The organism is Superficieibacter sp. 1612_C1 (assembly GCF_015234305.1).
GTDB lineage: Bacteria > Pseudomonadota > Gammaproteobacteria > Enterobacterales > Enterobacteriaceae > Superficieibacter.
Map to the genome: position 1 here is coordinate 275,859 of NZ_JADGMI010000004.1, position 12,881 is coordinate 288,739.

The 12,881-nt window shown below is 55.8% G+C and carries 9 protein-coding genes; all 9 read right to left on the reverse strand.

Annotation, left to right across the window (positions count from 1 at the left end; all coding sequences use genetic code 11):
* Positions 1–10: 10 nt before the first annotated feature.
* Positions 11–478, reverse strand: coding sequence for a cellulose biosynthesis protein BcsD (gene bcsD / locus INT84_RS15380; protein WP_228066286.1), 468 nt, complete (start codon positions 476–478; stop codon positions 11–13).
* Positions 478–4,521, reverse strand: coding sequence for a cellulose synthase subunit BcsC-related outer membrane protein (locus INT84_RS15385; RefSeq protein WP_370529678.1), 4,044 nt, complete (start codon positions 4,519–4,521; stop codon positions 478–480). The genes bcsD and INT84_RS15385 overlap by 1 nt, the downstream gene beginning before the upstream one ends.
* Positions 4,508–6,979, reverse strand: a complete 2,472-nt coding sequence (bcsB, locus tag INT84_RS15390; RefSeq protein WP_194207490.1) for a cellulose biosynthesis cyclic di-GMP-binding regulatory protein BcsB — start codon at positions 6,977–6,979, stop codon at positions 4,508–4,510. Before bcsB ends, INT84_RS15385 begins: the two co-directional genes overlap by 14 nt.
* Positions 6,976–9,090: a UDP-forming cellulose synthase catalytic subunit gene (gene bcsA, locus INT84_RS15395; protein ID WP_194207491.1), complete on the reverse strand. Its 2,115-nt coding sequence runs from the start codon at positions 9,088–9,090 to the stop codon at positions 6,976–6,978. The genes bcsB and bcsA overlap by 4 nt, the downstream gene beginning before the upstream one ends.
* Positions 9,091–9,107: 17 nt before the next feature.
* The gene (gene bcsQ, locus INT84_RS15400; RefSeq protein WP_194207492.1) at positions 9,108–9,911 is read right to left on the reverse strand and encodes a cellulose biosynthesis protein BcsQ; all 804 of its coding nucleotides are present in this window, start codon (positions 9,909–9,911) and stop codon (positions 9,108–9,110) included.
* On the reverse strand, positions 9,902–10,537 hold the full coding sequence (locus tag INT84_RS15405) for a cellulose biosynthesis protein BcsO (RefSeq protein WP_194207493.1): 636 nt from the start codon (positions 10,535–10,537) through the stop codon (positions 9,902–9,904). Before INT84_RS15405 ends, bcsQ begins: the two co-directional genes overlap by 10 nt.
* Before the next feature lie 540 nt (positions 10,538–11,077).
* Positions 11,078–12,097 (reverse strand): HipA domain-containing protein, encoded by a 1,020-nt coding sequence (locus tag INT84_RS15410; RefSeq protein WP_194207494.1) that lies wholly within the window; start codon positions 12,095–12,097, stop codon positions 11,078–11,080.
* Positions 12,097–12,408 (reverse strand): HipA N-terminal domain-containing protein, encoded by a 312-nt coding sequence (locus tag INT84_RS15415; RefSeq protein WP_194207495.1) that lies wholly within the window; start codon positions 12,406–12,408, stop codon positions 12,097–12,099. Before INT84_RS15415 ends, INT84_RS15410 begins: the two co-directional genes overlap by 1 nt.
* Positions 12,393–12,716, reverse strand: coding sequence for a helix-turn-helix domain-containing protein (locus tag INT84_RS15420; RefSeq protein WP_194207496.1), 324 nt, complete (start codon positions 12,714–12,716; stop codon positions 12,393–12,395). The genes INT84_RS15415 and INT84_RS15420 overlap by 16 nt, the downstream gene beginning before the upstream one ends.
* Positions 12,717–12,881 lie beyond the last annotated feature (165 nt).

Here is a 12,881-nt window from a genome sequence, read left to right on the forward strand (position 1 = left end):
TCACTCATCGTTACGGATTGAAATAGCGGAACTGCACGTCATCGACGGCAAAGAGCTGCTCTCGCTGAAACAGCAAGTGCGCTTCTCCGCCCTGTCCCTGTAGCCAGCGTGCGTAAAGTCCTTCCAGTATTGCACAAAAAGCGTTACACCAGCGGACCTGCTGATCGTCGTCACGACTGACCGGCAGTGCCTGATGGCGGACTACCAGCCCCAGTTCGCCAACGCTGACCGCCACCACGCCCCAGTTAAAGGTGGCTAACAGATGATTCATATTCTGCTCCAGGTCGCCCAGCGTCTCTGACTCAGGAAGCGGAAAAGCATCGGCCAGGGATTCCCCCATCTGGCGCAAAAACGGCTGACTCTCCCGTTCACCCGCGTTGCGGATCATGCCGTCAATCATGATGGTCAGCAGATCAAACCAGCCCGGCGGCGTTTGTTGATGCTGGAAATAGGCCTTTAGCGCATTATTGTTATCCATTATTCATTCCCTAACATATAGCGGAACCAGAGCCCGGCGGTACTTTCGTTGTAATCACCGAACGTATCATAGCCAACCTGGCCGCCAATGCTCATCTGTTTGTTTACTTTGTAATCAGCGCCCGCCCGTACCGTATAGCCAAGACCGTTTTCCGAGGTGGCTTGATACTGCGCTTCTTTAGCAAAGCCACTTGCCACCGCCGTTTCAAGCTGCTGCTGCCAGCCGGACTGGGTCGGGAAGTAGTCGCTGCTGTCCTGAGAATAGGACTGATAACCCACTGAACCGCCTACTTTCAGGGTCCAGCTGTCATATTTTTGCGTCAAATCGACCGGCAGGGAAACGCTGACATAGTTTTGTGGACTGAAATAGCCGCCCTGACCAAAGGTAAACTGGCTGAGGTTTTTCGAGTAGTCCATAAAGCTCATACTCAGGCCGGTTTGCAACTGACTGTAGTCATCATGGAAAGGCCGCAGATAGACGCCCGCGTTGGCGTTAACGCTGGTGTTACTGGCGACATTTTCACCGAGGTAGCTATAGCCGCCCCCGCCAATGTAGAAGCCCGCGTCACCATCGTCGTAGCTTAATTGCAGCGTACCGCCGTTTTTGGTCACCTGGCCCCAGCGCTTGCCGGAGTAGGAGTCTTTCACCCCAACATAGGACAGCAGGCTGTCGGTAAGCGCACGCCGCTCGCCGATCAGGATCAGCGACAAATAATTGGTCAGCTTAGGTGACCATTTGACGCCGCCCACCAGCGTATTCAAATCCTGGCCCAGCGGCGTACTGCCGATATCAACACGATACTGATCGCCGCTCAGCGCCATGCTTAACTCTACGCCGTTAGCCTTCTGCGAATCGGTTGAAGAATCCCCCGCCTCATTCACATCGGGCTTGAGGCTGGAGGCCGCAAGATAGCTGGCTACCTGACCGGAATCGTAATTACGCAGCCGCGCCAGATTCTCAATCCCCGTGCTGGTGGTCGGGTTCAGCGTAGCCGCATCAATGGTTCCCAGCGTGCTCAAAAACTGTGCGCCCGGATTGCTGGCAAAATAGGTTTCACGCTGGGTTTCAGTCATCGCCGCAATCGCCTGCTGCTCGCTGGCAGCGGTAGCCGCGATATTAGAGACGGCATTCGACAGCGGATTCGATCCATAACGCCGCCAGGCATCGCCAGAGGCGCTACCGGCACTGAGGGTGACTGGCGTGGCGGTAAATTCAAAGCGCGACTCGCCAAACGGTGAAGAGGACCAGGTCAGCGGCGCTTTAACTTCGGTCAGCTTGCTGGTGCCGGATTCGCCATCGCGGCTGCGCACTTCAACGCCGCCCTGTAACCAGGTCCCGGTTTTCTCTTCCAGTTGCTCCATCATGGAATCGATTTGCCGCAGCGTGCGGTTCTGCGCCGTTTCGACCGGCAGGTCAGTACGCTGGCTACCTGGTATCGTCATTTCCGGTTCGCTGGTAGAGACTGAACCAACCTGCCAGGGCAAGGTGCGTCCGTAGGTTGAGGCCGTCCGCGCCTGCGGCTGGAGCCGTGACGTGCCGACAAACGGGTTATCCGCCGCCAGCAGGCCGCCAACGCTCGGTGTCGCGGAATTATTGGTGGTCTGTAAGCCCAGAACCCGGCCACGGGCGCTACGCAGGTAAGTAAGCGCTCGCTGGTGATTACCCTGAGCCTCTTCCACGCGCGACAGCAGGATCAGGCGATCCGGCGTATTGTCGTTGCGCAAGCCGCGCGCCAGCTGTTCTGCCCGCTCATTGTTGCCTTCCGACAGCGCCACATCGATGGCCCCGGCCCGCGCCGCCTGATCGGGCGTGTCGCGGGTGATCAGATAGTCGTAAACGACCCCCGCTTCTTTGTTCATTTTGCCGCTCTGATAGAGTCGCGCCATCGCGAACATCAGATCGGTATTCTGCGGGTCCTGTTGCAGCGCGCGGATCAGTTTGTCATAAGCCGCCGCATAGTTGCCCTGCTCGCGCAGGCGGTCTGCGTCGTTGACCACATAGCCATTTTGCAGACTGGCAAGCTGGGTCGGGGTACTTTCCGCCCGCAGAGTCGGGTTCGCCAGCAGCGCCTGCGCCTCACTGGTGAGGCCCGCCTGATTCAGGACCGTCACCTGATCCGCATAGTCGCCCGCACCGCCGCGCACGCCGGAATTGATATTGTTACGCACCAGCGCGACGGCGGTGGTGATATCACCGCTCTGCGCCAGCAACCGGGCCAGTTTACCGACGTCTGCCGGATCTTTCGGCGGCTGCGACGAGAGCGCTTTCAGGGTGTTCATCGCCGCCACGGCATTCCCCTGCGCGAGGTAATTCTGCGCCATGGCAATCTGCATGTTGTAGTTCACCCGCTGGCGCAGATCGCGCATCTGCGTATTCTGGCTGGAAGCCGGAATGCGGGAAAGCAGCGTTTGCGCCTGCTGCCATGCGCCGTTTTCGCTGGAAAAAAGCGCCGCTGCGTACAGCGCATTAGCGTTAGCGCCAGCGCGGTATGCCGGAGACATGACGGCCGCCGCTTCATTTTCTGCGCCGGATTTTTGCAACAGCCGCGCCAGATCCAGACGCAGCCAGAAATCATCGGGGTTACGCGCCACGCCCTGACGCAGGGTGGTGATCGCCTGCTGAACGTTGCCGCTGGCCGCCTGCTGCTGCGCCTGACGACGGACAGCATCGCCCGGTACGCCGCTGACCACCCGCGGCTGAAGACGGGCCTGAAGAGTTTGCGGCAGCGTGCGCAGTACCGTTTGCGCTTCCGCCGTTTTGTTTTGATCGCGCAGGACGTAGTAGAGGTTTTCCCGTGCCGCCGCGTTCTGCGGCTGCTCGTTCAGCACCGCGCGCAGCGTCTGTTCGGCCTGGGCGTAATCTTTGTTCTGCCGCAACAGGTCAGCGCGGAATAATTTGCCTGCCGTACCGCGATCGCCGCTCTGCTGGGCCAGCGGCGCGGAGAGTGCCAGCGCCTGACTGATATTGCCCTGCTTATACGCCTGCTGCGCCTGCGCCAGCCGTCCGTAGAATTCAGCGTCATCGGCCTGATTTTTACGCTCGTCCGCCGCCTCGCCACCCTGACTGGCGGCCCGGTTAAGGTACTGCGCCGCCGCCTGATAATCCCCGCTGCGCTGAGCAATGTAGCCCATGCCCGCCAGCGCGTCGGCATCGGCCGGGTTGGTTTGCAGAACCTGCTCAAACTCCTGCTTTGCCGCATCAACGTTTCCGCTATTAAGGGCGGTATAGCCTTCACCTTTGGCAATGCCGCCGATACGCTCACGATAGTACTTCTGTACTTCGGTATCCTGCGGATGGCGCTGAAGCCAGTTATCGTAATAGCGCTGATCGCCCTGCTCTACGCCAAGCCACAAGAGCGACTGGCGCAGGCCGCTGTCGGCCTCTTTATTACCGCTGGCTAACGGCTCGAGCATCTCCATCCCTTCCCGGCGCGTCTCTTCCCGCCAGGTCAGGGCTTTGCCCAGTGCCACGCGAATAGCATTATCCTGCGGGCGCTGCGCCACATAACGGCGTAGTTCGCTTACCGCCTGAGGATAGAGCGCTTTGTCGCTTGCCATGGTCAGGTAATATTCTGCCGCAATGCCCTGCGGCGGCGTATCACCGCTAAACATGCTTCTCCACGTCGCCAGCGCGGCGGGGATGTTACCGCTACGCGCCTGCTGACGGGCGAGATTAAGCTGGCCCTGCGGCACGGCAGAAAGCTGCCGGGCGTTAGCCAGAGCTTCCAGACCCGCATCGTTGGGCGAGACTTTTTCCAGCCGCGCCCGCCACTGGGCCGACGCCTGAGTATCCCCCCGCTGCTGGGTCCACAGCGCCATTAAATACAGCGCCTGCGGATTATTGGCATCCACCAGCAGCACTTTCCTCAGCGACTCCATCGCCAGTTCATCGTGCGCTTTCTCGTGCCAGTATTTAGCCTGCTCAAAGAGCGCGTTGAGCGCCGCGTCGTTAGCGGCGGCCAGCGCGTCACCCATCGTCCCCAACGCCAGCGCGCCGGTCAGGCACAGGGTGGATAAACGGCGTCCCGGATCATGCTTCATCATTATGGTCGCTCCCTGAATAGAGACGTTTGCGGGCATGCCGTCTGAACATGGCGGTTAATGCCACCCCCAGGATAGACGCGGCAATGAGTCCCACAATCGCCAGCAGCGCTGAATACTGGTTTGCATACCAGATAGCCATCATATAGCCTGGCATTTGTCCGCTCGGAAACTGGGTGCTAACCCGGAAACTGCGGACGCCGTTTTCGTCGGTGATAATCGAGGTATCGCCGCGGATACCTGCGTTAATGCGCGATGAGCTGAGATCGTTGGGCAGCCTGGCAAGCTGATCGTCATTACTGCCCACAGCAGCGACCACCAGTCGTTCAGGGTTCCACGGCGAGCGATAACTGACAAACCCGCGCCACGCCTCGTTTGAGGAGAAATAACGGTCAGCATCGATATTATCCGTCGACCAGTCGCCGAGCAGCCAGCGTTGCACCTTCTGCCACGGGGTCGGTGGCCGAACGCCCAGCGTACTGTCGCCTGCAATGTACGGCGATTGCGACAGCAGCCCCTGAATAAAGGCCTTCTGGTCGAGACCACCTACCGCCAGCACATCGCGCTGGCGCAGATACTCAAGACTGTTGCCGCCGCCAGGGAGCCCCATCACTACGCGGTTATTGGCCAGCGCCATTCCGGTCGCATTACCGGAACGCGCCGCAAGATTCAGTAGCGTCGCCACCTGAGTCTCAGACGGCGTCTCTGGCAGCAGCATCACCGTCTGTGAATAGTCCGCCAGCCGGGTAAACGGGAAAGATGCACCGACAAAATAGGAGAGGTTCGGCAGCATAGAAAAGTGCTGCGTATGGCTCAGGTCGATCCATGAATCCTCATTGAGACGGCTCTTGATGTTGTTATTCAGCAGCACGCTACAGGGCGCGGTTTCCTTTGGCACCACGTTAAAGTAGAGCGAAAGCTGGTTATCGCCATAAATCAGATACGGTTCCAGCGGGATCGTCACCTTCTCCTGGCGCGCATCACCGCCCGCTTTACGCCACAGCATTTCGAGGAAGCCCTGCTTGTTCATCGGCAGGTTGCTGAGAAACGTGTTGTTCAGCGTGACGCTCAGGCGTGATTTTTCTTCGTCAATCCAGGTTTCGGAAGGAAAACGATAACCAATGTGCAGCGGAATAGTTTCGCCGTCCCACAAATAGAGATCCGGCGCGGCGCGGAACGCCACCTGAAGCGGCGCATGCCAGACGCCGGAAACGGTGGTGCTTTGATCTTTACGGATCAGCGACGACAGTTTTACCGGATGGGACGTCGGGATCCAGCGCGGCGCATCATACGGTTTGCTGGTCGGGATCGCCTGCGCTTCGACGTCAGCACTCGCCGTCTGAGCAGGGAAATTGCCTTTCGCCAGCCGCCAGGCCGCTGCCCGCAGCGCCGCATCATCTTTGCCGACGACCAGCAGCAGCTTATAAACCGGGTTAACCGGGTTATCGATAATTCTCAGCAGCGGTCCGTTCGTTTGCGGCAGCGTCAGTCCACCGATTTGCTCACCGGGATGGCCGACGATGATGCCGTGCTGTTCAGGCAGGCGATTACTCAGCGCGGTAAATGAAATGCCGCGATAGTCGGCCTGCATCCCCATCCACGACGAAATCAGTGCCGCCGCACTGACCGCATCCGGGGTGAGTTTTTCCGGGAAACCAAAGGCCAGATTGACCGGCGTCATCTGCTGGCTGTCAAAAAACGGTTTCGGAAAATGGCTGAGGTCGGAACCAATACTCAGTTGCTGTCCTTCAAGCTGAAAGCTTGATGTAGGCAGGATCATCACCCGATATTTATCGCTGATATCGCGCAGGCATTGCTGGGCATCGCCATCGTTGATCTTAAAGCTCAGATTGTTGCTGGAGACCATCAGCGCCGCCGGAATATCCAGTTCAAAATGCGAGACGTTGTTCTCCGCCGCGCCCAGCGGCACGTTGCCCAGCGGCTGACCGTTAAGCTGAAGTTGCAGGGTCGCATTACGGGCCGCCATTTCCGGGGAAACCTCGACGTCCAGCGCGAGCTGTGCGCTGGTGATCACCCGGTCGCCGGGGAGGGTAAAATCGATCCCGCCCTGGAGCTGTCCACCGCTAAGAGCAATGCCTTGCGGGCTGCCCATTTGCGCAAAGGTCAGGCTGCTGTCTGCCGGAGGCATAAAACCGGACGCGGTAGTCGTGACAGGCGGCATGGCAGGCGGCACGTCGGCGTCAGGCGTCGGTTCCGGCGTCAGCGTGGCGGGCACGGTGGTATCCTGCGACTCAGGCGGATTTTCTGTTGCAGGCGCGGATGTTCCGGTTGTCGCAGCATCTGTATTCACAGGTGCAGGCGTCGCTGGCGTCACTTCCGACCCAGGTAAAGGGAAATTCAGCGGCGGCGTTGTCTCATTGTCAGCAGCCGTCTCCTCTCCGTGGAGCGCAGGCACAAACAATGTCCCTATGATCAGTGCCAGCGTCGTGAATCGCTTCATACGCGACTATCCTCCTTCGCCACCGCCGCAGCGGTAGCCCGATGACGCCGACGGCTGCGGCGCGATTTCCATGTCAGCCAGAACAGTTCAAATACGCAGCGCAGGATCGTCACGAACGAGCGGAACGGATTATCCTGCTGACGCGGCGGATTGATCCACGCATCGGCACGAGAGAGTACGACGCGGACCAGTTCACGACGGCGGGAGAGCGGAATATCTTCATCAAACATCACGCGGATAAAATGGTTATCGACCGCCACCAGCTTCGCCGGAATGGCGATCGCCCCGGATTCAAGGATAAGTTCGATCTCTTCAATTTCATCGTGGGTATGACGGTCATCCACGATGGAAATACGGCAGCCGCCCATAGAGAGATCCGCCGTCTGGCTGCGGGTCACAAAGCCGCTGGCGTAGTGGATCAGCACCGGAATGGTCACCTCAATACGAATGGTTTTACGCGTCTGCCGCGTCTCACGGGCAACGGCAATAGCCGCCAGCAGGAAGATAAGGCTGTAAACGCCCCAGCCGATATTCAACGCGATAACGCTGGGATCGGCGGTAAAGAAGTCATGAGCAAACGCGCGCACGATCCCGGCAATCACCGCGACCGCCAGCAGGAAGGCGACCACCAGATGCGGTCTGACCACGCTGAAATCGAAGTAGCCGACGTCCAGCAATCCGCCTTTATCGGTCACGTTAAACTTGCCGCGTTTCGGGAAAACCATCGTCACCAGCGTCGGCAGGATCAGGTGGAACGCCAGCACGATATCGTAAATCTCGCCCCAGAAACTGTAACGATAACGGCCGTTCATCCGCGATCCGACATAGATCGCGAGGAACAGGTGCGGCAACGCATAGCCGAGGATCAGGCTGGCCGAAGAGTGAATAATATTCAGGTTAAACAGCAGATAAGCCAGCGGTGCGGTCACGAACACCACGCGTGGAATGGCAAACTGATAGTAGAGCATGGCGCTGAGGTAGCACAGCCGCTGCTGGAAGGTCAGCCCGCGCCCGAACAGCGGGTTATCGAGGCGGAAAATCTGCGTCATGCCGCGCGCCCAGCGGGTACGCTGGATCACATGGAGTACCAGACGTTCCGTGGCCAGCCCCGCCGCCAGCGGAATATCGACAAACGCCGATTTCCAGCCGCGACGCTGCATTTTCAGCGCGGTGTGCGCATCTTCCGTCACCGTCTCAACGGCAAAACCGCCAATCTCTTCCAGCGCGCTGCGGCGGATCACCGCACAGGAGCCGCAGAAGAACGTCGCGTTCCAGTTATCGTTTCCCTGCTGGATCGGGCCGTAAAACAGCATCCCTTCGTTAGGGATATTACGTCCGACCGACAGGTTACGTTCAAAAGGGTCCGGCGAATAGAAGTAGTGCGGCGTTTGCACCAGCGCCAGCATCGGGTCTTTCAGGAAGCCGCCAACGGTGGCCTGAAGAAAAATACGCGTCGCCACGTGGTCGCAGTCAAATACGCAAATCAGCTCACCCTGGGTGATTTTCATCGCGTGGTTGAGGTTACCTGCTTTGGCGTGGTTATGCTCGGTACGGGTAATATACCCGACGCCCACGTCCTGGGCGAAAACGGCAAATTCCCGACGGCTGCCGTCATCGAGAAGATAAATTTTTATTTTATCTCTCGGATAATCAATACATTGAGCTGCCAGCACCGTGTCACGCACCACTTCCAGCGGTTCGTTATAGGTTGGAATATAAACATCCACTGTCGGCCATAGCGACATATCGTCCGGCAAAGGAACAATTTCGCGTTTTAACGGCCAGACAGTTTGCAGATAATTGAGCAGTAGCATGACCCAGATATAGACTTCCGCCAAAAATAGCCCCATTCCAAGAATGGCTTCTATCTCGGAATTAAAATGCAGGGTTTGCGTCAGGCGGAAATACATATAGCGGGTGGACATCAGTAACGACATCACCACCATAATCACCGAAATACTGCGTCGTTTACTGAATCCCATTAAAAACAGAATGCCAATGCTCAGCAATCCAAAAATATACTGCTTCTGGCTGTCCATTGGCGTCACGATCACCAACAGCGCAACCGGCGCTAACGCCAGCACCAGCATATAAAACAGGAACTTTTTCATATGTCGTCCTGAATAAATTAAAGTCCGGATTTACGCGACACGTTATGTACCGTGCCATCACCAACATTGATCCCTAATTTGGCAACAATTTTCCTGGCAATGATTTCGATATCAAATGCCGCCGCTGATGAAGGGCTAAAGTCAAAAATCGACTTTTGCGAGGCGTTGGCTTCGCAGACGCTTTCATCGCGGTGAATAATGCCCAACAGCCGATCGCCCAGGCGTTCTTCAAGGAAAGCCGTCACATCACGACTGATCTGACGGCGGGTGTCGCTCTGATTAATAACGAAAAAGTGGCCGTGATTATGGTTAAGTTCACCGCCGGTCAGGCGCTGGTTTTCAATATGCGGAAGCAGGGACATTGATGCCGTATCGGCCAGTAACGTGACCAGATGCAGGTCGGCGAAAGGGGTAATCGCTTTTAGCGCCGCTGACGGGCCGGGAGGAAAATCGGCGACGATCACCAGTCCCGGATAATTCAGCAGCGTGCCCAGACCGCGCGCCAGAAAATGTTCGTCATTGACCAGGTTGTTTTCAAAGGTCAGCCGCTGCGCTTCGGTTACATCACCATAAGGCAGGACAAAAATATTGCCACCGGCGGTCAGTACATCCTGGCCCCAGTCGTAAGATTCTGCGGATTTCGCTACGTAGCCACGCTCGTCGGAAAGGGGAACGCCAAAATGCAGGCGCAGCGCGTTCTGCATATCAAAATCAATGGCCAGTACCTTGCTCCCCGAGCGCGCCAGCGCATAGGTCAGGTTCGCCGCAAGGGTTGTTTTCCCTACGCCCCCTTTGGGTGAACACACACAGATCAACGGCATGAAGCAATCCTTTCTAACAGTGATTTGAGAGGTAACGTCTTCTCTTCATTGGTTTTCTCGTCCGGAGCAGGTGGCTCGGCGGTTTTCGGCGCAAACAGACGGGAATAATTCACCGCCTCAGGCGGTGGCGTAACCACGCGCGGTCGGGCAACCGGTTGTGCCGTTGGCGGCTCAGGTTGCTGATGGGCAGCGGGCGCTTCAGGCCCGGCGACCGGCTGCGGACCGGCGAAGGTTTTCGCAATGGAAACGGAAGATGCCGGGGTGTCGACCTTCAGCGGCGCAGGCGTAACGGTCAATGACGTCGCAGATTCCGGTTGCGCGGGGGTCGGCGGCAGCATAGCCACGCTTTGCATCAGCGGCGGCAGGTTGTGTGGCTGCGGCGTGACCGTTTGCACCGGCGAGGCTTGCGGCGTGCTAAAAATATGTGCTGCCACGGTTTTCGGCACCGGTGACGAGACGTGTCCACCCATAGCCAGACCGGGTTCTTGCCGGCTCGGCGATAATTGATTGATGAGCGCCCAGTCCCCCCGCTCCTCGGCAGATGACTGCGCAGATAAATCTTTATAGTTCTCTAATTGCGAACGGGTTTTATCCTTAAACCGCTGCAAATCATCATAATGGTTCATCGCTAACACCATGACTTAAAAACATTAATTGATTCCCGCTTCTCTTATGGCGCATCCGTTCATCTACAGCATAGATTACTTTGCTGTTTTAGGAATACTTCGCACGCTAAAAGTCGCACTGATAATATAATTAATATGCGCAATCATTTTTTAGATATCAGTACGTTAATGAGGTGCACCATTATCATATTAGCCGTAGCGCTGGCAAATTTCTCCCATCAAAACGGGCGTTATATCTAATAGATAATACGTATTTTAGTTAGGGTCGCGATAAGGCTTTGCTTAGTCAGCTATTAATAATGGATGGCGAAGCAAAAAGATTTATCGGCACTGTGCGTAATCTGCTTAAGCCGGAATACCCGCCTTGCCGGGTGGCGCTACGTTTACCCGGCCTACAAATTCTTTGTTATCAACCACCTGAAAAAAAATATTAACGATCAGGCGCAATACCGTAGGCCCGTGCAAGCGAAGCGCCGCCGGGCAACGTGGTACAGAGCCTGAACCGGAGTGGCTGTCTGTTAGACAGATGGCTCTAATACCCTAACCAATATGTTGCAACAGACGCAGCCGATGACGATAGCATGCCAGTACAGACTGGATGTGCTCTGGCGACATAAATGAAGACGAATACGTCTTTTCCACTGCCACTGATTCTTTACGCAGATCGGCGAACAGCTTAGTGAGCAATCTCGTCGTTAATCCCATTGTATTACCCAACAGTAAGAAATCTTGCCCCGTATATTCTCCCCAGACAGAATCAAAGCCGGGGGCCAGTTCATGTCCCCCCTCTTCCTGTGTCAGTAACGGCAGCGCCAGATAACCTGACAGCCAGGCCTGGGGATACGGCGCAACAGAGACAAAATCATAGATGGGTGCGAGCGTCGGAGTGATATCTGCATACAACAGGCCGAAATTTCGCAAATGCATATCGTTATTGCCCAGCAGCCATGCATATACAATACGGCGAAACAGATCGATTCTGAAAGCAAGGTTATCGTTAACGTGCGCAATCAAAAAACGCGCTATCGTTTCATAGCTGACGTACTGTTCGCTATCATTTCCTGTCTTACCATACTTTTCCATAATCCCCATTGCTCCATCCAGTTGTTCCTGATGAATGGGCTGCCCGGCAGCATCGCGATCAAAACGACGGATGACAAAGGCGTACTCAACATCGTCGTCGGTGTTTTCAGGAGTAAAACTGACCAGTCCGTGTGGCGGTACATTGAAACCAAGACGCGACATTAACGACATCGTCGCATGTTCATTTTCTGCCAGGCCAGGAAAATCAGCGGGTGAGGGTTTAAGAATATAGTCGCCCTGATGTGACACGACATTAAGGACGCCTTCCGTTAGCACCATTTGCAATTTAGGTTGATAGCCGGAAATACTCATGCCACGTTGCTCAAGGGGCAGTTCCTGAACAAACTGATTTCGGCTAAACGCCAGGCGCGGGAGCAGTAAAGTGCCGTTACCGAGACGTTTAAGTCCCTGGGCAGAATATCCATTTCGGGCATCCCCCTCGTTTAGCGGGGTTAATAATATGCGGCAGCGTTCCATTATTCCTCCACCGGCAAAATCTGCACGGCTCCCAGCAAATTTTTACCATTCTCAATCAGCATACCCAATTGATCGTGTTCATCGCGCTTCTGTATCTGACTGTAGCGTTGACGCAGCCATCCTTCAGGTGCCAGTGAAGCAAAATAGGGATGCAGCCGCTGGCTCAAAAATTCACGTTGTTGAACGGGCAGACTAAGAGAAAGCGATGGCCCCTGGTAATGGGGGTAATAATGGAATAAAAAGCCTTGTTCACTTTCCGTTAACTCCCCTACAGCCTGGCCGTAAAGCAAAATTTTTACGCGACGGTGCATAGTTTCATTCCCAGCGCTTTCGCGACGGTAAGAACACTGCCGAATTTTACCTGTTCGGGATCTTTAAATAATCTTTTTAACGTTGAGGTAGAAATGTTGGTTTGTAGTTCAAGAGTATAAAGATCGATACCCAGCGCCTTACGGCGTTCATTCAACTGCTCGCCAAGTGCAGAAGGGCTACCGATGAACAGCGGCTCCGCTTTTGTGGTCAACCGGGCAGTCATCGCCATCTTCTTCTGTAGGGTATTCAGGCGATCGCTCAGAAAGGCTAACTCTTCAGAAAGCTCTCGCGAATTTTCGTAAAACATGGATATCCCTCCAGTGCTGCCTCGCGAAGCGGGCAGTCTTCAGGCTCAGAGATGGCCTTTTAAAGATGATAAAACATAAAATAGTTCAAAAATGAGCTATTAACAATATTTAGGTGCCATAAAAGAGCTATAAAGGATAAAGATAAAGGGAGAGGTTCATATTTG

What these genes read in the sequence shown, in the direction of transcription:
- INT84_RS15415 (WP_194207495.1), bottom strand. Translation starts at nt 12,408, where the DNA reads ATGCACCGTCGCGTAAAAATTTTGCTTTACGGCCAGGCTGTAGGGGAG.
- bcsD (WP_228066286.1), bottom strand. Translation starts at nt 478, where the DNA reads ATGGATAACAATAATGCGCTAAAGGCCTATTTCCAGCATCAACAAACG.
- bcsQ (WP_194207492.1), bottom strand. Translation starts at nt 9,911, where the DNA reads ATGCCGTTGATCTGTGTGTGTTCACCCAAAGGGGGCGTAGGGAAAACA.
- bcsA (WP_194207491.1), bottom strand. Translation starts at nt 9,090, where the DNA reads ATGAAAAAGTTCCTGTTTTATATGCTGGTGCTGGCGTTAGCGCCGGTT.
- INT84_RS15385 (WP_370529678.1), bottom strand. Translation starts at nt 4,521, where the DNA reads ATGATGAAGCATGATCCGGGACGCCGTTTATCCACCCTGTGCCTGACC.
- bcsB (WP_194207490.1), bottom strand. Translation starts at nt 6,979, where the DNA reads ATGAAGCGATTCACGACGCTGGCACTGATCATAGGGACATTGTTTGTG.
- INT84_RS15410 (WP_194207494.1), bottom strand. Translation starts at nt 12,097, where the DNA reads ATGGAACGCTGCCGCATATTATTAACCCCGCTAAACGAGGGGGATGCC.
- INT84_RS15405 (WP_194207493.1), bottom strand. Translation starts at nt 10,537, where the DNA reads ATGAACCATTATGATGATTTGCAGCGGTTTAAGGATAAAACCCGTTCG.
- INT84_RS15420 (WP_194207496.1), bottom strand. Translation starts at nt 12,716, where the DNA reads ATGTTTTACGAAAATTCGCGAGAGCTTTCTGAAGAGTTAGCCTTTCTG.